The following is a 21746-nucleotide window of genomic DNA, read 5'->3' as shown; positions in this document are numbered from 1 at the left end:
CATGCAGAACTTCCAACACGTCACGCCGCCGCTGCGCCTGTTCCACGGCCCCGACAGCCTCGCTCACCTGGGCCGCGAACTCGACCGCATCAAGAGCCAGCGGGCCGTGGTCATCTGCGGCGACTGGCTAGCCAAGGGCCCGTTGTTCGAGCGCGTGAGCGCCGCGCTGGGTGCGCGCTGCGCCGGCGTCTACGGCGAGGTGCTGGGCCACAGCCCGGTCGCTTCGGTCGAGGACGCGGCCACGCTGCTGCGCAGCCTGGACGCCGATGCCGTGATCGCGGTGGGCGGCGGCTCAGCCATCGTGACCGCCCGTGCCGCCAGCATTCTGGCGGCCGAGGGCAAGCCGGTCTCCGAACTGTGCACCGTGACCGAGGCCGACGGCAGCCTGCGCAGTCCCAAGCTGTCGGCGCCCAAGCTGCCGCAGTTCATCGTGCCGACGACGCCGACCACGGCCACCGTCAAGGCCGGCAGCGCCGTGTTCGATCCTGTCAGCGGGCAGCGGCTGGCGATGTTCGATCCCAAGACGCGCGTGCAATCGGTGTTCATCGACCCCGAGATGATCCTCTCGGCCCCGCGCGGTCTGGTGGCCACCGCCAGCATCAACACCCTGTCGATGGCGATCGAAGGGCTCACCTCGCGCTCGCAGGACGCACTGGCTCAGGGCGCGCTGATGCAGGTGCTGCGGCTGATCGGCCAGAACCTTCCGCGGGCGGCGCGTGAGGACGACCCGGCCGTGCGCGGCCAACTGGTGCTGGCCGCCATCCTGTGCGGTCAGGGGACCGATCACACGGCGGCCGGCATCACCACGGTGCTCGGCCATGCGATCGGCGCCCGCCACGAGATCGAGAACGGGACCGTCAACGCCATCGTGCTGCCGCATGTGCTGCGCTTCAACGCCGAAGCCGCGGCTGCGGGCGTGGCCGACGTGGCGGCCGCGCTCGACCTGCCGCGCTCCACCGCGCAGGAAACCCTGGAGCAGATCACCCAGAAGGTGACGTCGTTCTTCGACGATCTCGGCGTGCCGCGGCGCCTGCGCGACGTCAACGTGCCGCGCGAGGGCCTGGCCGACATCGCCGCGCACGGGATGGGCGACTGGTTCCTGCGTGGCAATCCGCGGCCGGTGCGCAGCGCCGCCGAACTGCAGCAAATTCTCGAAGAGGCATGGTGACCATCATGATCGAACGCAACAAGATCTACATCGACGGCCAGTGGGTGCCGTCGTCGTGCAAAGAGGTCCTGACCGTCGTGAATCCGGCAACGGAAGAGACCATTGCCACCGTGCCGCGCGGCACTGCCGAAGACGTCGATCACGCCGTGCAGGCTGCCGTCCGCGCGTTCCCGGCCTGGTCCCAAAGCACGGTGGACGAGCGCGTCGCGCTGTTCACCAGGCTGGCCCGATTGACGGAAGCACGCGCGGACGAGATTTCGCAAACGCTCGTGACCGAACTCGGCTACCCCATCACCGCGTTGCGCAAGTCGCAGACCCTGGGCGCGGTGGAGGAATTGGACATCATTGCCGAGTCGCTGGCCCAGATCCAATGGGTCGAGCACGTGGGCAACACGCAGGTGCGCCGCGTGCCCTCCGGCGTGATGGGCGGCATCACGGCGTGGAACGCCCCCCTGCGCTCCGTCATCTCCAAGGCGGGCGCGGCCATCGCCGCCGGATGCACCGTGGTCCTCAAGCCCTCCGAGGTGGCACCGCTGACCGCCTTCCTGTTCGCCGAGCTGTGCGAGCAGGCTGGCATGCCGCCGGGGGTGTTCAACCTCGTATGCGGCACCGGGCCCGAAGTCGGCGAAGCCATTGCGGCACATCCGCAGGTCGATATGGTGTCCATCACCGGATCGGTGCGCGCCGGGCGTCGCGTCATGGAGGTGGCGTCCGAGTGGGTCAAACGCGTGCATCTGGAGCTGGGCGGGAAGTCCCCGAACATCATCCTGGCCGATTCCGACTTCGAGCGCGCGGTGAGCGACGGCATCGCGGACGCCTTGCGCAACACCGGCCAGGTCTGCGGCGGCCTGACCCGCATGCTGGTCCCGCGTGAACGCCTGCAGGAGGCCGAGGAACTCGCGGTGCGCAAAGCCAACAGCTATGTGCTGGGCGATCCGCTGGACGAATCGACCACGCTGGGCCCGGTTTCCACGTCTGCGGCGCGCGACCGGGTGCGCGGCTACATCCGCTCGGCGCAAGAGGACGGCGTGCGCATGCTGACCGGCGGCGCCGAGCCACCGGAAGGACTGCCGCGAGGCTGGTACGTGCGTCCCACCATCTTCTCCGGCGACAACAACAGCCGCATCGCGCGCGAGGAAATCTTCGGGCCGGTGGTCGTGATCATTCCCTTCGATGACGAAGAGGACGCCATCCGCATCGCCAACGACTCGCAGTATGGCCTGGCGGGCGGCGTGTGGTGCAACGACGTCGAGCGTGCGCGCCGCATCGCATCGCGCCTGCGTGTCGGGCGCGTGCGCATCAACGGCGCGCCGCTGGACAAGCGCGGCACCCACGGCGGCTTCAAGCTCTCCGGCGTCGGCCGTGAGTGGGGCCGCTTCGGCATCGAGGAATTCATGGAGTACCAGTCCGTCCTGGGATGAGCTAGCGCAGCCCCTCAGCAACAAGAGCATAGGAGACAGAATAGTGAACAAGCGCAGCTTCATCAAGACGCTCGGCCCGGTGCTCGCGCTGCCCAGCGGCTTGGCCTGGTCCCAGGCCGTCCGGGGACGTGCGACACGTGTGGTCGTGCCGTTGCCGGCCGGCAGTTCGAACGACTACGTGACACGCGTGCTGCTGCCCCTGGTCGGCGCGGCCAACGGCCAGAGCTACTTCATCGACAACAAGTCCGGTGGCAATGGCACCATCGGCACGCTGGATGTGGTGCACGCCGCCCCGGATGGCGCCACGCTGCTGTGCGCGTCGAACTCGCCGTTGGCGGCCAACGTGGCGTTCTTCAAGAATCTGGGCTATGACCCCCGCAAGGACCTGACGCCCATTGCTGCGGTGAGCCTGACGAACCATGTGCTGATGGTCAAGGGCGACTCCCCGATTCGCACCTTCGCCGACTTCATCGCTTATGCCAAGACACGCCCCGGCAAGGTCAGCGTCGGCTTCTCGACCACCTCGGTGCAGACCCAGATCGCGACGATGAACCGGCTTGCAGGCATCGATCTGCTGCCCATTCCCTACAAGGGAAGTCCGGCCACGATCACCGACGTGATCGGCGGCAACCTGGACGCCACGCTGACCGATCAAGGCAATGCCCAGGCCCAGGCCAAGGCGGGTCAACTGCGGCCGCTGGCCGTTTCCTCCCTGAAGCGCAATCCGGTGATGCCCGGCTGGCCCGCGATCTCGGAGACCCTGCCCGGGTTCGACTTCCCGTCCTGGAACGCGTTGATGGGCCCCGCGGGCCTGCCGCGGGACCTGGTCACCCGCGTCAGCGATGCGGTGATCAAGGTGCAGAAGTCGCGGGACCTTATCGACAAGTACGCCACGCAGGGCGCCACGCCGCTGTCGATGGGCCCGGACGAACTCAAGGCCTTCATCGATTCCGAAACCAACCGGTGGGTGCAACTGGCACGCGCGGCCAACATCCAGCCCGAGTGATGCGTAGTTGCCACACCGCGCGTCGGTCGGCGGGGAGTTTTTCATGATCACTTCGAGGGCGCGCTGCATCAACGGCCCCGACCAGCCTTTCGTTCCAACGACGATCGAGCGCCGCAATCCCGGGCCGCGAGACGTCCTGATCGAGATCGCCTACGCTGGCATCTGCCATTCGGACGTCGAGCATGCGCGCTGCCTGCGCGGAGGAAAGACCATCTACCCGATCGTGCCGGGCCACGAGATCGCGGGCATCGTCTCGGCAGTGGGCGTCGAGGTCAGCCGGTTCAGGGTCGGGGATCGCGTCGGCGTGGGCAACATGGTCGAGGCGTGCGGGGTCTGCGAGAACTGCCAGGCTGGGCTTGAGCAGTACTGCAGCGGCGGCCGCACGCTGACCTACAACGCCATCGGCCGCGATGGCAATCCCACCTACGGCGGCTACAGCCAGAACATCGTGGTTGATGAGGGCTTCGTCGTGCGGATTCCGGCTGGCATCCCGCTGGACAGCGCCGCGCCGCTGCTGTGCGCCGGCATCACGATGTACTCGCCGCTGCGCCACTGGCGGGCCGGTTCCGGCAGCAAGGTGGCGATCATCGGCTTCGGTGGCCTGGGCCACGTCGGCGTGCAGATGGCGCGTGCGCTGGGCGCGCGCACCACGGTCCTGGATCTCTCGCCGGACAAGCGCGACGACGCACTTCGCCTCGGTGCGCACGACTATCGGCTCAGCACGGACCCGGACACGTTCACGGCTCTCGCCAGCGCGTTCAATCTCATCTTCTCGACCGTACCCATCCATGCCGACCTGGATCGCTACCTGGGCCTGCTCGCGCGCGATGGCGTGTACGTCAACCTGGCCGTGGCCGCCCAGCCCCTGAGCGTCTCTGCCACAGCGTTGCTCACCAACCGGCGATCGATCGCCGGCACGCGCAGCGGCAGCATGGCCGAGACGCAGGAAATGCTCGACTTCTGCGCCGAGCACGGCATCGGCGCCGAGGTGGAGGTCATCCGTGCCGACGGCATCGACGACGCCTACCGGCGACTGCTCACGGGCAACGTGCGCTTTCGCTTCGTGATCGACAACACCACTCTGTGAGCCCCCACCATGTCTGATTTCCTTCTCTATGAGCAAGACGGCCCTGTCGTCACGCTGACCATGAACCAGCCCGAGCAGCGCAACCCGCTGACCGGCAACACCGCCATCCCCGAATTCCTCGCGGCCATCGAGCGCATCCACGACGACCGCAGCGTGCGCTGCGTGATCCTGGCGGCCAATGGCCCCTCGTTCTGCGCCGGCGGCAACCTCCACAAGATGAAGCGTCAAGCCCTGCCCGAAGTCACCGAGGTGGACATCCGCCAGGACTACCGGCGCGGCATCCAGCGCCTGACCTTGAACCTGTTCAACCTCGAAGTACCCGTCATCGCTGCCGTAAACGGGCATGCGATCGGCGCGGGCCTGGACCTGGCCTGCATGTGCGACATCCGCATTGCCTCCGAGAAGGCCAAGTTTGCCGAGAGCTTCATCAAGCTCGGGATCATCCCTGGCGACGGCGGGGCCTGGCTGCTGCAACGCATCGTGGGCATGTCGCGGGCGGCGGAACTGGCCTTCACCGGGGACACCATCGATGCGCAACAGGCGCTGGATTGGAACCTGGTGTCGCGCGTGGTTCCCCACGACCAGTTGATGCCCGCCGCGCGCGAGATGGCAGGCCGCATCGCCGTGAATGCCGCCCACAGCATCCGCCTGACCAAGCGGCTGATGCGCGAGGCCATCCACGGGCGCCTGAGTGAAGTACTCGAACTGTCCGCGGTGTTCCAGGCGATCTGCCACAAGACGCCCGACCACAGCGAGGCCGTCAACGCGTTCCTGGAGAAGCGCGCCCCGCAATTCAGTTGAGGGAGCAAGGCCATGCTCGATCCGAACGCCACCTGTGAGGAAGAATTGCACTTCCGCCGCATCGATATGCGCGGCTGGCGGCGCAGCGACGGCCTGTTTGAGCTGGAAGGACGCGTGACCGACCGCAAGCCGCACGACTTCGAGCACTGGCGCGGCGGCAAGGATGTTCCCGCGGGCGAGCCCATCCATGACATGGGCGTGCGGCTGGTGTTCGACCAGGACCTGTGCATCCACGGCGTCGAGACCTTCACCGAGGCGGCGCCCTATGGCGAGTGCCCCGAGGGAGGCCGCGCGCTGCAGTCCCTGATCGGACTGCGGATGACCAGCGGCTGGAGCAAGGAAGTGCGCAGCCGGCTTGGTGGTGCGCGCGGTTGCACCCACCTCATGGAGCTGCTGATCCCGATGGCGACGACCGCCTTCCAGTCGCTGAGCCAGGTCAACCGTGGCCAGGCCGAGCGCGTGGATGCGACGGGCCGGCCGCTCAAGATCGACAGCTGCTATGCCTACGGACAGGAGCGCGAACTGGTTCGCGTCCACTGGCCGCAGTTCTATCGACCGAAGCCATCCGACACGGGGTAGCCATCGAAGACATCAAAAACAGCAAGAGACAAACATGATCATCGACCTGGTACAGCTGCGGACCTTCGTTGCCGTGGCGGAGGAACACCGGAACAGCTGCGTACCTTCGTGCACGCGGAGATCGAGCGCTGAGGCCGGCTCGTGGAGCTGGCCAAGATCCCGAAGAAATAGGTCCACATCCATGGCTGAAATTCAACGTCTTAGCAACCGTCGCATCGTCATCACGGGTGCCGCTTCCGGCATCGGCCTGGCAACTGCCCGGCTGTTCGCCCCGGAGGGCGCTGCCCTGACTTTGCTGGACCGCAATGGCCCCGCTCTGCGGGCGCTCACACGCGACATCCAGGCACAGGCTTTTGAAGCCGACATCTGTGACGAGGGCTCTGTCGAGCGCGCTGTGACGCAGGGTGCGGCGGCCATGGGCGGCATCGACGGCGTGGTCAAAGCAGCGGGCGTCATGTTGCGGGGATCGGTGCTGGAAATCGACCTGGCGCAGTGGCGCCGCGTCCTGGAGATCAACCTCACGGGGACGTACATCGTCGTCCGCTGCTGCCTGCCCTGGCTCAAGCAGGTGCCGCATGCCTCCATCGTTAAGGCAACGCTGAACAAGTCCCTCGCGTGTCGCGCATCCCTGCCGTGGGCGGTCTGCGGCGTTGCAAATCCTCGCCATAGCTGCGGCTATGGCTGCGGTTTGCGCCTTGCATCCCATCCCACACCAGGGCGCGCGCCACCGCGCGGACTTATTCAGCGTTGCCTTAACCTCGGCTCGGGTCAGTCGCTGCTGCCCAATACGCCGAACCGGACCGCGTACTCGGCGTCGAAAGGCGGTGTCTTGAATTTGAACCGAGCGCTGGCCGCGGAACTGGCCCCTTCGATCCGCGCCAACACCGTATATCCGGGCCTAGTGAACACGCCAATGGCCGAAGGTGTCCAGGGCAACGTCGGCAACTATGCGCTGCGCGGACTGCCCAGCCCGAGGAGATCGCGCGTTCCATCCTCTACCTGACCAGCGATGAGTCGTCTTACGTCACCGGCGCCGCGCTCGCCGTCGATGGCGACAAGTCGTTTCATTAAACAACCGACTTACTATGAATCAAGCGAAATTTATTCTACGCTCCTCGCTCACATCTCCTTTCGTTCGCAAGGTCCGAATGGCGGCGGAGGTACTCTCCCTTATGGAGCGCATCGAGTTGGTACCGACCGATGCGGCGGATCCGAACGACGACCTGCGCCGCCAGAACCCGCTGGGCAAGTACCCGTGTCTAGTACAGGAAGACGGCACTGCCGTCTACGACAGCAGCGTCATCATCGAATTCTTGCAAGATGTCGCCGGCACGGAGCGTCTGCTGCCTCGAAGCGGACCGGAGCGGATCGCCATGCTCACGCGCACGCGCCTGGCCGACGGGATCATCGACGCGGGCGCCGCGGTCATCTATGAGGAGCGCTATCACGGCTCGGCCCAGCGATCAGCGCGCTGGCTGGAATACCAGCGCGACAAGATCATGCGCGCTCTGGCGGCATTCGAAGCCCAGCCACCTGATCCGCACCGTACGGACGCGGTGACCATCGGCCTGAGTTGCGCACTCGGCTTTCTCGATCGGCGCCAGCCCGTGGTGTGGCACACGCCATACCCTGGGCTGGTCCAGTGGCTCGCCGCCTTTGAACGCCATGAGCCGGCCTTCGACCGGACTCGCCCACCCCCAGCCTGAACCAGGGGCATGCCAAATCAACGGCAGCGGTGTCACTGCATGGCCTGACACACCCAGGCCCGCCAAGCCGTGATGGACTAGATCGCCTTCTACAACCACTCTCGACTACATTCGGCGCTGGACTATCTAGGCTCGATGCAGTTCGAACAACGCTGGTTGGCGGCGCAGCGCAAATCTGCCGCTTGATCATCGGGCTACGCTCGAAGCGAGCGAGCATGATTACGCCCACTACTACAACCACGAGCGCATCAAGCTCGGGCTGAAGGCATCCCATTACACACATCTCCCCTGATGTCCAATAGCGTCCCCGAGGACGTACGAAGCAGGTAGTGATGAGCTGGGCGCAGGAAGAATTCAGGACACTGGGTCTGGGTGATGAGCGCCTGAGAGCGCGCGCCGTGCTGCTGGCCGAGCGCCTGGGCAGCAAGCCCAGCGAGAGCATCCCCAACGCGTGCGGCGGCTGGGCCGAGACCCAGGCGGCCTACCGCTTCCTGAGCAACCCGCGCACCGACTGGCAGGCGGTGCTGCAGCCGCATTGGGATCGCAGCCTGGAGCGCATGCGCAGCCACGCGGTGGTGCTCAACATCCAGGACAGCACCGAGCTGGACTTCAACGGCCGCGCCAGCCACGGCCTGGGGCCGCTGAGCTACGAAGCCCAGCGCGGCATGTACCTGCACCCCACCTACGTGATCACCCCGGCTCGAGAGCCCCTGGGCGTGCTCGACGCATGGAGGTGGGCGCGCGAGCCCAAGGCCGCCGATGGCCAGCGCGGCGGCGTCAAGGAAAGCCTGCGCTGGATCGACGGCTACGAGCGCGTGGCCGAGCGGGCGCAGGAAATGCCCGATCAGGCCTTGCGGCGGGCGCCCGAGTCCGCAAGTCCAAGTGAAAAGCCCCGCCAGGCTCGAGGCCCGACGGGGTTCATCGAAATGCAAAGAGGGTGTCTTTGCATGTTTTAGTGGTGGAGCTGGGGGGATTCGAACCCCCGTCCGCAAGCCTTCTTCGCGCAGATCTACATGTTTAGCGGTCTGATTTGAGTCTCGCCACCGTTGTCGCGCAGTCGCACGCTACACCGGCCGCCAGCACCCTATTTTCTCGCCCCGACCCAAGGTACCCGGATAGAAGCCAGCCAATGTCATTATCTTTGCAGCCGGGAGGCGCCAGATTGCTCTAGAACCCCCTTGCCCAGCCCATTGGCCTGCTGTTGCAAAGCTCACCGGCAATTAAGCGGCGAGTGCGAAACGTTCGTCGTTTGCAGTTAGTTTGTTTCAGTCTGATTTACGAGCGCACTGAGCTCGACATGCACCGCTGCGATTCCGAACCCACGTCGAAACCAATGCAGCCCCAGGGCCTCTATTTTAGGCCATTGGCAGCCATTGCAAGAGTTCATGCGGCAAATTGATGACGGCATGCGCGCCCCAGGTGGCCGGACCGCCCTGCTGCCCGAGGTAGCCCCAGCCGGCGGCCACGGTCGCCATGCCGGCAGCGCGGCCGGCGATGATGTCGCGCTCGTCATCGCCCACGTAAACGCAGCGGGAGGGCTCCACCCCCAGCCGGCGCGCGGCCTCCAACAAGGGGGCGGGATGCGGCTTGGCATGCGGCGTGGTGTCGCCGCTGACGACGGTGCGCGCCGATGCCAGCAAGGGCATGGCCCGCACCAGCGGATCGGAGAAGCGCGACGCCTTGTTGGTCACGATGCCCCAAGGCATGTCGCGACGATCCAATTCCTGCAGCAAGCCGGCCACGCCATCGAAGGCATGGGTGGATGCGGTCATGCGGCGCTCGTAGTTGCCGAAGAATTCCTCGCGCATGGCGGGGAAATCAGGATGCTCGGGCGCCATGCCGAAGGCTTCGGCCAGCATACCGCGTGCACCGGCGCCGGCCATCGGGCGGTAACGCTCCAGCGGCAGAGAGGACAGACCGCGCGCGACGCGCATCTGGTCGGCGGCAGCGCCCAGGTCCGGCGCACTGTCAAGCAGGGTGCCGTCGAGGTCGAACAGCACGGCGTGGACGTCAGCGAACATATCCCTCACTCCGCATCGGCAGGACGCCGGGTGGCCATCAGGTAGTTGACGCTGGTGTCCTCGCTCAACCAGTAGCGCCCGGTCAGCGGGTTGTGCTGCAATCCCCGCGCATGCTGCGGCTCCAGGCCCGCCTCGCGGCAGAAGGCCGCCAGTTCGCTGGGACGGATCAGCCTGGCGTACTCATGCGTGCCCCGCGGCAGCAGGTTGAGCAGATACTCCGCGCCCACGATGGCCAGCAGGAAGGCCTTGGCATTGCGGTTGATGGTGGAGAAGAACACCCAGCCGCCAGGCTTCACGAGTTCCGTGCAGGCCCGCACGATGGATGCCGGCTGCGGCACGTGCTCCAGCATTTCCATGCAGGTCACCACGTCGAACCGCCCCGGCTGCTCCATCGCCAGCGCCTCGGCGCTGACCTCGCGGTACTCGACGCCAGTCGTCTGCGCCTCCAGTGCATGCAGCCGCGCCACCTTGAGCGACCTGGCGGCCAGATCTATGCCCAGCACGTCCGCGCCCCGTCGCGCCATGGCGTCCGCCAGGATGCCGCCGCCACAGCCTACGTCCAGCACCTTGCGGCCCGCCAGGGGGGCATTGGACTCGATCCAGTCCAGCCGCAGCGGATTGATCTGGTGCAAGGGCCGGAATTCGCTTTCGGGGTCCCACCAGCGGTGGGCCAGTTCGGAGAATTTGGCCAGTTCGGCCGGATCGACATTCAGGTTTGCACTCATGGCCCGCATTTTCCACGACGAATAAGGTACAGACGTAAAAAAGCCCGCAAGCCGAAGCCTGCGGGCTTTTTTGGTAATCCCGGAAGGATTAGTTGGCGCGGGTGCCGACCACTTCGATTTCCACGCGGCGGTTCTTTGCGCGGCCTTCGGCGGTCTTGTTGTCCGCGATCGGCTGGCTCTTGCCCTTGCCTTCGGTGTACACGCGGTTCTTCTCGATGCCCTTGGACACGAGGTAGGCCTTGACGGCTTCGGCACGGCGGACCGACAGCTTCTGGTTGTAGGCAACGGTACCGATGGAGTCGGTATGGCCCACGGCGATGATCACTTCGAGGTTCACACCCTTGATCTTGCTGACCAGGTCGTCGAGCTTGGCGCGGCCTTCGGGCTTGAGCACGGACTTGTCGAAGTCGAAGAACGCGTCGGCAGCATAGGTCACCTTGCTGGCAGCCGGCGGTGCAGGCGGTGGCGGCGGTTGCACGGCGGGCGGTGCCGGCGGCACGACGGCAGGAGGAGCGACCGTGGTGGCCACGGGGACCAGAGCACCGTCGCAACCCTTGGCTGCAGTAGCGGGGGTCCAGTTGGAATCGCGCCAGCAGTACTCATTGGTGCCGTTCTTCCAGACCAGTTCACCCGTGCCGTTCTGCCAGTTGTCGACCACGCTGCCGTCGTTGGCTGCAGTGACGCGGGTCTGGGCGCCAGCGGCGGAGGCGAGCGCTGCAGCGGCAAACAACATCGCTACTTTGTTCAGTTTCTTCATGGTTCTCCTCTTGGGGAAAAAGCCGCAGCCGCGCTGCGATTTCAGTACGTCGTCAGTGACCATCACCAAAAACGTTGAATTCATTGTGCCATAGCGCTCTGGGGAATCGTTGCCAAAACGGCACGCCCCCCGTAGGACAGCCACGCATTCACGGCGATGTGTTGCTGCAGAGCGACAAGGAGTTGCCCGTAAAATCGGTCCTCCTTCCGCCGTAAAGCCTGCTCTTCATGACCCAGTTCGCCAAAGAAACGCTGCCCATCAGTCTTGAAGAGGAAATGCGGCGCAGCTACCTCGATTACGCCATGAGCGTGATCGTGGGCCGCGCGCTGCCCGATGCGCGCGATGGCCTCAAGCCGGTGCACCGGCGCGTGCTGTATGCCATGCACGAGCTCAACAACGACTGGAACCGGCCGTACAAGAAGTCGGCGCGTATCGTCGGCGATGTGATCGGCAAGTACCACCCGCACGGCGACAGCGCGGTGTACGACACCATCGTGCGCATGGCGCAGGATTTCTCGCTGCGCCACATGCTGGTGGACGGCCAGGGCAATTTCGGCTCGGTCGACGGCGACAACGCCGCGGCCATGCGGTACACCGAAATCCGCCTGGCCAAGATCGCCCACGAGATGCTGGGCGACATCGACAAGGAAACGGTCGATTTCGGCCCCAACTACGACGGCAGCGAGAAGGAGCCGCTGGTGCTGCCCAGCAAGCTGCCCAACCTGCTGGTCAACGGTTCGGCCGGCATCGCGGTGGGCATGGCCACCAACATTCCGCCGCACAACCTGAACGAGGTGGTGGATGCCTGCCTGCACCTGCTGCGCCACCCCGAGGCGAGCATCGACGAGCTGATGGAGATCATCCCGGCGCCGGACTTCCCCACCGCCGGCATCATCTATGGCATCAACGGCGTGAAGGATGGCTACCGCACCGGACGCGGCAAGGTGGTGATGCGCGCCAAGTGCCACTTCGAGGACATCGACCGCGGCCAGCGCCAGGCGATCATCGTGGACGAGCTGCCCTACCAGGTCAACAAGAAGACCTTGCAGGAGCGCATGGCCGAGCTGGTGCACGAGAAGAAGATAGAGGGCATCAGCCACATCCAGGACGAGTCGGACAAGTCCGGCATGCGCCTGGTGATCGAACTCAAGCGCGGCGAAGTGCCCGAGGTGGTGCTCAACAACCTCTACAAGCAGACCCAGTTGCAGGACACCTTCGGCATCAACATGGTGGCGCTGGTGGACGGCCAGCCGCGCCTGTGCAACCTGAAGGACCTGATCTCGGTGTTCCTGCAGCACCGCCGCGAAGTGGTGACGCGCCGCACGGTGTTCGAGCTGCGCAAGGCGCGCGACCGCGGCCACGTGCTCGAAGGCCTGGCGGTGGCGCTGGCGAACATCGACGACTTCATCGCCATCATCCGCAACGCGCCGACGCCGCCGGTGGCCAAGGCCGAGCTGATGGCCCGCCCGTGGGACAGCAAGCTGGTGCGCGAGATGCTCACCCGCACGCGCGCCGACGGCGGCGTGATCAATTCCGACGACTACCGCCCCGAAGGCCTGGAGGCCAATTTCGGCATGGGCGCGGACGGCCTCTACCGGCTGTCCGAAACCCAGGCGCAGGAAATCCTGCAGATGCGCCTGCAGCGCCTGACCGGGCTGGAGCAGGACAAGATCGTGGCCGAGTACAAGGAGGTGATGTCGGTCATCGAGGATCTGCTCGACATCCTGGCCAGGCCAGAGCGCGTCTCGACCATCATCGGCGACGAGCTGAGCGCGATCAAGACCGAGTTCGGCCAGAGCAAGCTCGGCGCGCGCCGCAGCCTGGTGGAGCACAGCTCCTTCGACCTCTCCACCGAAGACCTGATCACGCCGACCGACATGGTCGTGACGCTCAGCCACACCGGCTACATCAAGAGCCAGCCCCTCAACGAGTACCGCGCGCAGAAGCGCGGCGGCCGCGGCAAGCAGGCGACGCAGACCAAGGAAGACGACTGGGTCGATCAGCTCTTCATCGCCAACACGCACGACTACATCCTGTGCTTCTCCAACCGCGGCCGGCTCTACTGGCTCAAGGTCTGGGAAGTGCCGGCGGGCTCGCGCGGCTCGCGCGGCCGGCCGATCGTGAACATGTTCCCGCTGCAGGAAGGCGAGAAGATCAACGTGGTGCTGCCGCTGACCGGCGACAAGCGCAGCTTCCCGTCCGACCAGTACGTGTTCATGGCGACCTCCATGGGCACCGTCAAGAAGACCGCGCTGGATGAATTCAGCAACCCGCGCAAGGCCGGCATCATCGCCGTCAACCTCGACGAGGGCGACTACCTGATCGGCGCCGCGCTGACCGATGGCCAGCACGACGTGATGCTGTTCAGCGACGGCGGCAAGGCGGTGCGCTTCGACGAGAACGACGTGCGCCCGCTGGGCCGCAACGCCCGCGGCGTGCGCGGCATGCTGCTGGAAGAGGGCCAGGGCGTGATCGCCATGCTGGTGGCCGAGGACGAGCAGCAGTCGGTGCTGACCGCCACCGTCAACGGCTACGGCAAGCGCACCCCGATCACCGAGTACACCCGCCACGGCCGCGGCACCAAGGGCATGATCGCCATCCAGCAGAGCGAGCGCAACGGCAAGGTCGTCGCCGCCACGCTGGTGCACGCCGACGACGAGATCATGCTGATCACCGACCGCGGCGTGCTGGTGCGCACCCGCGTCTCCGAGATCCGCGAGCTGGGCCGCGCCACGCAGGGCGTGACGCTGATCGGGCTGGACGAGGGCTCGCGCCTGTCCGGGCTGCAGCGCATCGTCGAGAACGATGCCAACCCCGGCGTGGCCGAGGACGGCGAGCAGGCCGCCGACGCGCAGGACGGCAGCGAGCCGCCATCCGACGCGAGCTGATGCCCCGCGCGGCGCGCGGCGAGCCTCCCGCGCCGCTACGTATTTGATAGCTAGAAGCCGGCAGCGCACCTGGGCTTCAGGCACTTTTTAATTGAAATCGACTGCGAGCCCGATGAACCGTCCCTACAACTTCTCCGCCGGCCCGGCGGCCATCCCCGAAGAGGTGCTGCAGCAGGCCGCGGCCGAAATGCTCGACTGGCACGGCAGCGGCATGAGCGTGATGGAGATGAGCCATCGCGGCAAGGAATTCATCTCCATCTACGAGCAGGCCGAGGCCGACCTGCGCGAGCTGCTGGCCGTGCCCGCGAACTACCGCATCCTGTTCATGCAGGGCGGCGGCCTGGCCGAGAACGCCATCGTGCCGCTGAACCTGTCGCGCGGCGGCACGGCCGATTTCGTCGTCACCGGCGGCTGGAGCCAGAAGTCGGTCAAGGAGGCGCGCCGCTACTGCAGCGCCCACGTCGCCGCCAGCGCGCAAGCCGACGGCTTCCACCGCATCCCCGATCCGGCCACCTGGCAATTGAGCGCCGGCGCCAGCTACCTGCACCTGTGCAGCAACGAGACGATCCACGGCGTGGAATTCCAGGAGCTGCCTGACCTGAAGGCGCTGGGCAGCGATGCCCCGCTGGTGATCGACTTCTCGTCCCACGTCGCCTCGCGCCCGGTGGACTGGTCGCGCGTGGGCCTGGCCTTTGGCGGCGCGCAGAAGAACCTGGGCCCGGCCGGCCTGACGCTGGTGGTGGTGCGCGAAGACCTGCTGGGCCGCGCCCTGCCCGCCTGCCCGAGCGCCTTCGACTACCAGGTCGTGGCCGAGCACGCGTCCATGTTCAACACGCCGCCGACCTGGGGTATCTACATCGCGGGCCTGACCTTCCAGTGGATCAAGCGCCAGACCGAAGGCGGCCTGCAGGGCGTCGCGGCGCTGCAGGCGCGCAACGTGGCCAAGGCGCGGCTGCTGTACGACGCCATCGACCGCTCGCAGTTGTACGTGAACCTGGTGGACCCAGCCTGCCGCTCGCGCATGAACGTGCCCTTCCTGCTGCGCGACGAGAGCCGCAACGAGGCCTTCCTGGCCGGCGCCAAGGCGCGCGGCCTGCTCCAGCTCAAGGGCCACAAGTCGGTCGGCGGCATGCGCGCGAGCCTCTACAACGCCATGCCCATGGCCGGCGTGCAGGCCCTGGTCGACTATCTGCACGATTTCGAGAAGACACAGGCATGAGCACAGAACTCCCCAGCGGCCCCACCCTCGCCGATCTGCGCGTGCAGATCGACTCGCTCGACCAGCAGTTGCTGCACCTGCTCAACGAGCGCGCGCGCGTGGCCGAGCAGGTGGGAGAACTCAAGAAGCGCGAGGGCACGCCCTTCTTCCGCCCGGACCGCGTGGCCCAGGTGATCGAGAAGATCCAGAACACCAACCCCGGGCCGCTCAAGAGCCAGCATGTGGCCGCCGTCTGGCGCGAGATCATGTCGGCCTGCCTGGCGCTCGAATCGCCGCAGCGCGTGGCGGTGCTCGGCCCGGCCGGCACCTTCTGCGAGCAGGCGGCGGTCGAGTTCTTCGGCGGCGCCGCGGACCTGGTCTACTGCGCCAACTTCGACGAGGTGTTCCACGCCACGGCGGCCGGCAGCGCCCAGTACGGCGTGGTCGGCGTCGAGAACTCGGTCGAGGGCGTGGTCACCCGCTCGCTCGACCTGTTCCTGCACACGCCCACCCACATCGTCGGCGAGGTCAGCCTGCTGGTGCGCCACAACCTGCTGCGCCTGAACGATTCGCTCGACGGCATCAAGGCCGTGCTGGCCCATCCGCAGGCGCTGGCGCAGTGCCAGGCCTGGCTGTCCAAGCACCTGCCGCATGCCGAGCGCCGCCCGGTGTCGAGCAATGCCGAGGGCGCGCGCCTGGCCTCCACCAACCCGGCCTGGGCCGGCCTGGCGAGCGAGCGCGCGGCCACGCAGTTCGGCCTGCACATCGTGGCCCATGCGATCCAGGACGATGCCTACAACCGCACCCGCTTCGCCGTAATCTGCCTGCCGCAGACCCTGGCCACGCCGCCGGCCTCGGGCAAGGACTGCACCAGCCTCGTGGTCTCGGTGCCCAACCAGCCCGGCGCGGTGCACGACCTGCTGGTGCCGCTGAAGCAGCACGGCGTGTCCATGACCCGCTTCGAGTCGCGCCCGGCGCGCACCGGCCAGTGGGACTACTACTTCTACATCGACCTTGACGGCCACCCCGCGCAGCCCAACGTGGCCCAGGCGCTGGAAGAACTGCGCAAGATCTGCGCGTTCTACAAGGTGCTGGGCACCTATCCGGTGGGAGCCTGAGCATGGTCGAGCAGTTGGGACTGATCGGCTGCGGGCTGATGGGCGGCTCGCTGGCGCTGGCGCTCAAGCGCGCCGGGCTGGTCAAGCGCGTGGTCGGCTACAGCAAATCGCCCACCACGACCGAGCACGCCCGCCAGCTCGGCATCATCGACGTCGAGGCGCCGTCGGCCCTGCTGGCCGCGGCCGGCGCCGACGTGGTGGTGCTGGCGGTGCCGGTGGCGGCGACCGAGCCCACGCTCAAGGCGATCCGCCACCTGGTGACGCCGCAGATGCTGGTGATGGACGTGGGCTCGACCAAGGCCGACGTGGTCGAGGCGGCGCGCCATGCGCTGCGCGACCGCATCGGCTCCTTCGTGCCGACCCACCCGATCGCCGGCGCCGAGGCCGCGGGCGTTGCCCAGGCGCGCGCCGACCTCTACCGCGACCGCCAGGTGATCCTGACCCCGGTCGAGCGCACGCTCACCGCCCAGTTGCAGCGCGCCACGGCGATCTGGGAAGGCATCGGCTGCCGGGTCCGCCAGATGGCGCCGGAAACCCACGATGCCGCCTTCGCCGCGGTCAGCCACCTGCCGCACCTCATCGCCTTCGCGGCGGTCAATGCGATCGCCGGCCAGGCGCAGGCAGGCGAGTTCCTGAGCCTGGGCGGCCCGGGCTTTCGCGACTTCAGCCGCATCGCAGCGGGCAACCCGGTCATGTGGCGCGACATCCTGCTGGCAAACCGTGACGAGCTGCGCCGGCAGTCCCAGGCGTTCCAGTCGGCGCTGGCCGCCCTGGAGGAGGCCATGGAGCGCGGCGACGGCGCCGCACTCGAGGCGCTGATAGCGCGTGCCCACGCCACCCGCAGCGCCTGGCGCATGCCCACGGCCGCATCCGAGTAACGCATGTACACCACCGACTTCCTCGATCTGCCCGCCCTCGCCGCCGCCGGCGGAACGGTCGAACTGCCCGGCTCCAAGAGCATCTCCAACCGCGTGCTGCTGCTGGCCGCGCTCAGCGAAGGCACGACCGAGGTCCACGACCTGCTCGACTCGGACGACACCCGCGTGATGCTGGCGGCCCTGGCGCAGCTCGGCTGCGGCGTGGCGCGCCGCGATGGCAGCGTCCGCATCACCGGCCTGGGCGGCCGCGCCCCGGCAGCGCCGGCCCGGCTGTTCCTGGGCAACGCCGGCACCGCCATGCGCCCGCTGGCGGCCGCGCTCGCCATCCTGGGCGGCGACTTCACGCTCGAGGGCGTGGCGCGCATGCACGAGCGGCCGATCGGCGACCTGGTCGACGCGCTGCGCGCGCTCGGCTGCCAGATCGACTACCTGGGCACCCCGGGCTTTCCGCCCCTGGCCATCGGCCGTCCCGCGCTGCGGCTGCAAGCCCCCATCCCCGTGCGCGGCGACGTCTCCAGCCAGTTCCTGACCGCGCTGCTCATGGCCCTGCCGCTGGTGGCCCGGCAGGACGTGGTGGTGACGGTGCAGGGCGAGCTGATCTCCAAGCCCTATGTCGACATCACGCTCAACCTGCTGGCGCGCTTCGGCATTGCCGTGCAGCGCGAGGGTTGGCAGCGCTTCACCATTCCCGCCGGCAGCCGCTACCGCTCGCCGGGCCGCATCCACGTCGAGGCGGACGCCTCGTCTGCTAGCTATTTCATAGCATTAGGGGCAATAGCCACTAGGGCTGCAGGCCAAAAAGGCATAAAAATCCAGGGATTGGGCGAACAATCGATCCAAGGCGATATCCGCTTCATCGAGGCCGCGCGCCTGATGGGGGCGCGCATCGACAGCGGCCCGAACCACCTGGAGATCACCCGAGGCGCCTGGCCGCTCAAGGCGATCGACCTGGATTGCAACCACATTCCCGATGCGGCCATGACGCTGGCGGTGATGGCGCTCTACGCCGACGGCCCCAGCACGCTGCGCAACATCGCCAGTTGGCGCGTGAAGGAGACCGACCGCATCGCCGCCATGGCGGCCGAGGCGCGCAAGCTCGGCGCCACGGTGGAAGAAGGCCCGGACTGGCTGCGCATCCACCCCCTGCCCGCGGGCGCCTGGCGGCCGGCGGCCATCCACACCTATGACGACCACCGGGTGGCGATGTGCTTCTCGCTGGCGGCCTTCAACCCGGACGGCGTGCCGGTGCGCATCCTCGACCCGAAGTGCGTGGCCAAGACCTTCCCGGACTATTTCGAGGCGCTGTTCGGCGTCGCCGACACACCGGTGGAGCGCATTCCCGTGCTCTGCATCGACGGGCCGAGCGCCTCCGGCAAGGGCACGGTGGCCGCGGCCGTCGCCGAGCGGCTGGGCTACCACTTCCTCGACTCCGGCGCGATGTACCGCATCACCGCCCTGGCCGCGCTGCGCGCGGGCCTGGCGATCGACGCCGCGCACGAGCCCGCCATCGCGCAACTGGCGCGCAGCCTGCCGGTGCGCTTTGCCGGCGGCCGCGTCTGGCTCGGCACGGACGACGTCACCGAGGCCATCCGCACCGAGGAGGCCGGCATGAACGCCTCGCGCGTCTCGGTGCTGCCGGCCGTGCGCGAGGCGCTGGTCGCCTTGCAGCACGGTTTTCGCCAGCTGCCTGGCCTGGTGGCCGACGGCCGCGACATGGGCACCGTGATCTTCCCCCAAGCGTCGCTCAAGGTGTTTCTCACCGCCAGCGCCGCCGAGCGCGCCGCGCGGCGGCATAAGCAATTGATTTCCAAGGGGAATTCGGCTAGCATTGCCGACCTTCGCGCTGATCTGGAAGCGCGCGACCTGCGGGACGCCTCCCGCAGCGTGGCGCCCCTGAAGCCGGCGCAAGACGCCCTCTTGCTGGACAACTCCGGCTTGACCATCGAGCAATCGGTCGAGCAGGTACTTGCCTGGTGGCAGGGCCAGCAGCCTTTCGACGCCTTGTCGGCCGGCTGATACGGCTCCCTTGCAGTTCCCGCCGCGCAGCATGCGCACAGACTGCAGGGGTTTTCCAACCTAACCGCGGCAACCCCGCACACCATCACCGCATGCAGCCATAAGAACGATAGCAATCCCGCTGTCGGAAACCTGTCGTGCGGATAGGAAACTCCATGTCTGAATCTTTTGCCGCCCTTTTTGAAGAATCGTTGCAGCGCTCGGAAATGCGCGCCGGCGAGGTCATCACCGCCGAGGTCGTGCGCATCGAGCACAACTTCGTCGTCGTGAACGCCGGCCTCAAGTCCGAAGCCTACGTGCCGCTCGACGAGTTCAAGAACGACAAGGGCGAGCTCGAAGTCCAGGTCGGCGACTTCGTCTCGGTGGCCATCGACGCCATCGAAAACGGCTACGGCGACACCATCCTGTCGCGCGACAAGGCCAAGCGCCTGGCCTCCTGGCTGGCGCTGGAAAAGGCCCTGGAATCCGGCGAATTCGTCGTCGGCACCACCAGCGGCAAGGTCAAGGGCGGCCTCACTGTGCTGGTCAACGGCATCCGCGCCTTCCTGCCGGGCTCGCTGATCGACACCCGTCCGGTCAAGGACCTGACCCCGTACGAGAACAAGACCCTCGAATTCAAGGTCATCAAGCTCGACCGCAAGCGCAACAACGTGGTGCTGTCGCGCCGCGCCGTGGTGGAAGCCTCCATGGGCGAGGAGCGCGCCAAGCTGATGGAAACGCTGCGCGAAGGCGCCATCGTCAACGGCGTGGTCAAGAACATCACCGAATACGGTGCGTTCGTGGACCTGGGCGGCATCGACGGCCTGCTGCACATCACCGACATGGCTTGGCGCCGTGTCCGCCACCCGAGCGAAGTGGTGCAGGCCGGCCAGGAAATCACCGCCAAGATCCTCAAGTTCGACACCGAAAAGAACCGCGTCTCGCTGGGCCTCAAGCAAATGGGCGACGACCCGTGGATGGGCGTTTCGCGCCGCTACCCGCAGGGCACGCGCCTGTTCGGCCGCGTCACCAACATCGCCGACTACGGCGCGTTCGTGGAACTCGAGCCCGGCATCGAAGGCCTGGTGCACGTCTCCGAGATGGACTGGACCAACAAGAACATCGCCCCCAACAAGCTGGTCTCGCTGGGCGACGAAGTCGAAGTCATGGTGCTCGAGATCGACGAAGACAAGCGCCGCATCAGCCTGGGCATGAAGCAGTGCAAGGCCAACCCGTGGCAGGAGTTCGCGCAGAACACCAAGCGCGGCGACCGCGTCAAGGGCCCGATCAAGTCGATCACCGACTTCGGCGTGTTCGTGGGCCTGGCAGCCGGCATCGACGGCCTGGTGCACCTGTCCGACCTCTCGTGGAACGAAACCGGCGAAGCCGCGGTTCGCAACTACAAGAAGGGCCAGGAAGTCGAAGCCATCGTGCTGGCCGTCGACGTGGACCGCGAGCGCATCTCGCTGGGCATCAAGCAGCTCGACAGCGACGAATTCACCACCTTCACCACGGTGAACGACAAGGGCCAGACGGTGACCGGCAAGGTCAAGACCGTGGACGCCCGCGGCGCGGAGATCGAACTGGCCGACGGCATCATCGGCTACCTGCGTGCTTCGGAAATCTCCCGCGACCGCGTGGAAGATGCCCGCAACGTGCTCAAGGAAGGCGACGAAGTCACGGCCGTGGTCGTGAACGTGGATCGCAAGACCCGCAACATCCAGCTCTCGATCAAGGCCAAGGACATGGCCGACGAGCAGGGCGCGATGGCCAGCCTGAGCCAGCAATCCTCACGTGAAAGCGCCGGCACCACCAGCCTGGGCGCCCTGCTGCGCGCCAAGCTCGACGGCAACAACAGCTGAGACTGAAAAGCCCGGGCGTGGCGCCTGCCGCCGCGCCCGGTGTTCCAAGCATCTGCTTTTTCCGCCATCGTTCTGTCCATGACCCGCTCCGATCTCGTCGAGGAACTCGCCGCGCGCTTTGGCCAATTGGCCCATCGCGACGCGGAAACGGCCGTCAAGACCATTCTGGACGCCATCAGCGACGCCTTGGTAAAGGGACATCGCATCGAGATCCGCGGTTTCGGCAGCTTCTCGGTCAGCCACCGGCCGCCGCGCATGGGGCGCAATCCCCGCAGCGGCGAAAGCGTGGCCATACCCGAGAAGCGCGTCCCCCACTTCAAGCCAGGCAAGGGCCTGCGCGAAGCGGTGGACAAACGCACCGCCGAGATGCTGCTGGAGCCGCCGGCCGCAGCCCGACGCAAGTGACACACCCTAAAATCTCCTCGTCACGCACGAGGAGACGATGAAATATCTCTCGTGGCTGCTCAAGGCAGCCATTTTTTTTACGCTGTTCGCCTTCGCCCTGAATAACCAGCAGGAGGCGACGGTCTACTTTT

Annotated in this window: 20 protein-coding genes, 1 other RNA gene and 3 pseudogenes; 20 read left to right on the top strand and 4 right to left on the bottom strand. The window is 66.8% G+C overall.

Annotation, left to right across the window (positions count from 1 at the left end; genetic code table 11):
* Position 1 precedes the first annotated feature (1 nt).
* From JHD63_RS01715 to JHD63_RS01670, 12 genes and pseudogenes are all read left to right on the top strand, one after another.
* Complete coding sequence (locus tag JHD63_RS01715; RefSeq protein ID WP_233167488.1) at positions 2-1168, top strand: iron-containing alcohol dehydrogenase family protein; 1167 nt, start codon at positions 2-4, stop codon at positions 1166-1168.
* A gap of 5 nt (positions 1169-1173) precedes the next feature.
* Entirely contained in the window at positions 1174-2589 is a 1416-nt protein-coding gene (locus JHD63_RS01710) for an aldehyde dehydrogenase family protein (RefSeq protein ID WP_198968932.1), read from the top strand.
* 43 nt (positions 2590-2632) lie between these two features.
* A complete protein-coding gene (locus JHD63_RS01705; RefSeq protein WP_198968931.1) occupies positions 2633-3595 on the top strand; it encodes a Bug family tripartite tricarboxylate transporter substrate binding protein in 963 nt (320 codons plus the stop codon).
* A 43-nt stretch (positions 3596-3638) separates the two neighbouring features.
* A complete protein-coding gene (locus JHD63_RS01700) occupies positions 3639-4682 on the top strand; it encodes an NAD(P)-dependent alcohol dehydrogenase (RefSeq protein ID WP_198968930.1) in 1044 nt (347 codons plus the stop codon).
* Positions 4683-4691: 9 nt separating this feature from the next.
* Entirely contained in the window at positions 4692-5483 is a 792-nt protein-coding gene (locus JHD63_RS01695; protein ID WP_198968929.1) for a crotonase/enoyl-CoA hydratase family protein, read from the top strand.
* Between the two features lie 12 nt (positions 5484-5495).
* The gene (locus JHD63_RS01690) at positions 5496-6062 is read left to right on the top strand and encodes a DUF2889 domain-containing protein (RefSeq protein ID WP_198968928.1); all 567 of its coding nucleotides are present in this window, start codon (positions 5496-5498) and stop codon (positions 6060-6062) included.
* 181 nt (positions 6063-6243) lie between these two features.
* The gene (locus tag JHD63_RS01685; protein ID WP_198968927.1) at positions 6244-7065 is read left to right on the top strand and encodes an SDR family NAD(P)-dependent oxidoreductase; all 822 of its coding nucleotides are present in this window, start codon (positions 6244-6246) and stop codon (positions 7063-7065) included.
* Entirely contained in the window at positions 7041-7133 is a 93-nt protein-coding gene (locus JHD63_RS24935) for a hypothetical protein (protein ID WP_370590371.1), read from the top strand. The genes JHD63_RS01685 and JHD63_RS24935 overlap by 25 nt, the downstream gene beginning before the upstream one ends.
* A 14-nt stretch (positions 7134-7147) precedes the next feature.
* Positions 7148-7768 carry a glutathione S-transferase N-terminal domain-containing protein gene (locus tag JHD63_RS01680; protein ID WP_198968926.1) on the top strand — a complete coding sequence of 207 codons (621 nt, stop codon included), beginning with the start codon at positions 7148-7150 and terminating at the stop codon, positions 7766-7768.
* Between the two features lie 54 nt (positions 7769-7822).
* A pseudogene (locus JHD63_RS01675) lies at positions 7823-7954 on the top strand (IS3 family transposase); the annotation flags it as partial.
* A complete protein-coding gene (locus tag JHD63_RS24930; protein ID WP_370590370.1) occupies positions 7944-8060 on the top strand; it encodes an IS3 family transposase in 117 nt (38 codons plus the stop codon). The pseudogene JHD63_RS01675 and the gene JHD63_RS24930, both read left to right, overlap by 11 nt.
* Before the next feature lie 40 nt (positions 8061-8100).
* A pseudogene (locus JHD63_RS01670) lies at positions 8101-8607 on the top strand (IS4/Tn5 family transposase DNA-binding protein); the annotation flags it as partial.
* Between the two features lie 117 nt (positions 8608-8724).
* Here the strand turns inward: JHD63_RS01670 and ssrA are convergent.
* The 4 genes from ssrA to ompA all read right to left on the bottom strand — a co-directional run bounded on the left by ssrA (position 8725) and on the right by ompA (position 11271).
* Positions 8725-9111, bottom strand: a transfer-messenger RNA (tmRNA) gene (gene ssrA, locus JHD63_RS01665).
* Between the two features lie 12 nt (positions 9112-9123).
* Complete coding sequence (locus tag JHD63_RS01660; protein ID WP_198968925.1) at positions 9124-9789, bottom strand: HAD family hydrolase; 666 nt, start codon at positions 9787-9789, stop codon at positions 9124-9126.
* Positions 9790-9794: 5 nt separating this feature from the next.
* Positions 9795-10514, bottom strand: a complete 720-nt coding sequence (gene ubiG / locus JHD63_RS01655) for a bifunctional 2-polyprenyl-6-hydroxyphenol methylase/3-demethylubiquinol 3-O-methyltransferase UbiG (protein WP_198968924.1) — start codon at positions 10512-10514, stop codon at positions 9795-9797.
* A gap of 88 nt (positions 10515-10602) precedes the next feature.
* The gene (ompA, locus tag JHD63_RS01650; protein ID WP_198968923.1) at positions 10603-11271 is read right to left on the bottom strand and encodes an outer membrane protein OmpA; all 669 of its coding nucleotides are present in this window, start codon (positions 11269-11271) and stop codon (positions 10603-10605) included.
* A 227-nt stretch (positions 11272-11498) separates the two neighbouring features.
* Between ompA and gyrA the strand changes: the two genes are divergently transcribed.
* From gyrA to JHD63_RS23845, 8 genes and pseudogenes are all read left to right on the top strand, one after another.
* Positions 11499-14159 (top strand): DNA gyrase subunit A, encoded by a 2661-nt coding sequence (gene gyrA, locus JHD63_RS01645; RefSeq protein WP_198968922.1) that lies wholly within the window; start codon positions 11499-11501, stop codon positions 14157-14159.
* Positions 14160-14271: 112 nt separating this feature from the next.
* The gene (gene serC / locus JHD63_RS01640) at positions 14272-15378 is read left to right on the top strand and encodes a 3-phosphoserine/phosphohydroxythreonine transaminase (RefSeq protein ID WP_198968921.1); all 1107 of its coding nucleotides are present in this window, start codon (positions 14272-14274) and stop codon (positions 15376-15378) included.
* The gene (gene pheA / locus JHD63_RS01635) at positions 15375-16475 is read left to right on the top strand and encodes a prephenate dehydratase (RefSeq protein WP_198968920.1); all 1101 of its coding nucleotides are present in this window, start codon (positions 15375-15377) and stop codon (positions 16473-16475) included. The genes serC and pheA overlap by 4 nt, the downstream gene beginning before the upstream one ends.
* Positions 16476-16477: 2 nt before the next feature.
* Positions 16478-17353 carry a prephenate dehydrogenase gene (locus tag JHD63_RS01630; protein ID WP_198968919.1) on the top strand — a complete coding sequence of 292 codons (876 nt, stop codon included), beginning with the start codon at positions 16478-16480 and terminating at the stop codon, positions 17351-17353.
* 3 nt (positions 17354-17356) lie between these two features.
* Positions 17357-19369 (top strand): bifunctional 3-phosphoshikimate 1-carboxyvinyltransferase/cytidylate kinase, encoded by a 2013-nt coding sequence (locus JHD63_RS01625; RefSeq protein WP_198968918.1) that lies wholly within the window; start codon positions 17357-17359, stop codon positions 19367-19369.
* 155 nt (positions 19370-19524) lie between these two features.
* The gene (gene rpsA, locus JHD63_RS01620) at positions 19525-21210 is read left to right on the top strand and encodes a 30S ribosomal protein S1 (RefSeq protein ID WP_198968917.1); all 1686 of its coding nucleotides are present in this window, start codon (positions 19525-19527) and stop codon (positions 21208-21210) included.
* A 78-nt stretch (positions 21211-21288) separates the two neighbouring features.
* Complete coding sequence (locus JHD63_RS01615; protein ID WP_198968916.1) at positions 21289-21615, top strand: integration host factor subunit beta; 327 nt, start codon at positions 21289-21291, stop codon at positions 21613-21615.
* Positions 21616-21652: 37 nt separating this feature from the next.
* Positions 21653-21746: pseudogene (locus tag JHD63_RS23845) on the top strand (DUF1049 domain-containing protein); the annotation flags it as partial.

It is taken from the genome of Xylophilus sp. ASV27 (assembly GCF_016428875.1).
Classification (GTDB): Bacteria; Pseudomonadota; Gammaproteobacteria; order Burkholderiales; family Burkholderiaceae_C; genus Xylophilus.
The sequence above is the reverse complement of the archived record's forward strand: the minus strand, read 5'-3'. Positions and strand labels throughout refer to the sequence as shown.

What these genes read in the sequence shown, in the direction of transcription:
- JHD63_RS01715 (WP_233167488.1), top strand. Translation starts at nt 2, where the DNA reads ATGCAGAACTTCCAACACGTCACGCCGCCGCTGCGCCTGTTCCACGGC.
- JHD63_RS01710 (WP_198968932.1), top strand. Translation starts at nt 1,174, where the DNA reads ATGATCGAACGCAACAAGATCTACATCGACGGCCAGTGGGTGCCGTCG.
- JHD63_RS01700 (WP_198968930.1), top strand. Translation starts at nt 3,639, where the DNA reads ATGATCACTTCGAGGGCGCGCTGCATCAACGGCCCCGACCAGCCTTTC.
- JHD63_RS01695 (WP_198968929.1), top strand. Translation starts at nt 4,692, where the DNA reads ATGTCTGATTTCCTTCTCTATGAGCAAGACGGCCCTGTCGTCACGCTG.
- JHD63_RS01690 (WP_198968928.1), top strand. Translation starts at nt 5,496, where the DNA reads ATGCTCGATCCGAACGCCACCTGTGAGGAAGAATTGCACTTCCGCCGC.
- JHD63_RS01685 (WP_198968927.1), top strand. Translation starts at nt 6,244, where the DNA reads ATGGCTGAAATTCAACGTCTTAGCAACCGTCGCATCGTCATCACGGGT.
- JHD63_RS01680 (WP_198968926.1), top strand. Translation starts at nt 7,148, where the DNA reads ATGAATCAAGCGAAATTTATTCTACGCTCCTCGCTCACATCTCCTTTC.
- JHD63_RS01660 (WP_198968925.1), bottom strand. Translation starts at nt 9,789, where the DNA reads ATGTTCGCTGACGTCCACGCCGTGCTGTTCGACCTCGACGGCACCCTG.
- ubiG (WP_198968924.1), bottom strand. Translation starts at nt 10,514, where the DNA reads ATGAGTGCAAACCTGAATGTCGATCCGGCCGAACTGGCCAAATTCTCC.
- ompA (WP_198968923.1), bottom strand. Translation starts at nt 11,271, where the DNA reads ATGAAGAAACTGAACAAAGTAGCGATGTTGTTTGCCGCTGCAGCGCTC.
- gyrA (WP_198968922.1), top strand. Translation starts at nt 11,499, where the DNA reads ATGACCCAGTTCGCCAAAGAAACGCTGCCCATCAGTCTTGAAGAGGAA.
- serC (WP_198968921.1), top strand. Translation starts at nt 14,272, where the DNA reads ATGAACCGTCCCTACAACTTCTCCGCCGGCCCGGCGGCCATCCCCGAA.
- pheA (WP_198968920.1), top strand. Translation starts at nt 15,375, where the DNA reads ATGAGCACAGAACTCCCCAGCGGCCCCACCCTCGCCGATCTGCGCGTG.
- JHD63_RS01630 (WP_198968919.1), top strand. Translation starts at nt 16,478, where the DNA reads ATGGTCGAGCAGTTGGGACTGATCGGCTGCGGGCTGATGGGCGGCTCG.
- JHD63_RS01625 (WP_198968918.1), top strand. Translation starts at nt 17,357, where the DNA reads ATGTACACCACCGACTTCCTCGATCTGCCCGCCCTCGCCGCCGCCGGC.
- rpsA (WP_198968917.1), top strand. Translation starts at nt 19,525, where the DNA reads ATGTCTGAATCTTTTGCCGCCCTTTTTGAAGAATCGTTGCAGCGCTCG.
- JHD63_RS01615 (WP_198968916.1), top strand. Translation starts at nt 21,289, where the DNA reads ATGACCCGCTCCGATCTCGTCGAGGAACTCGCCGCGCGCTTTGGCCAA.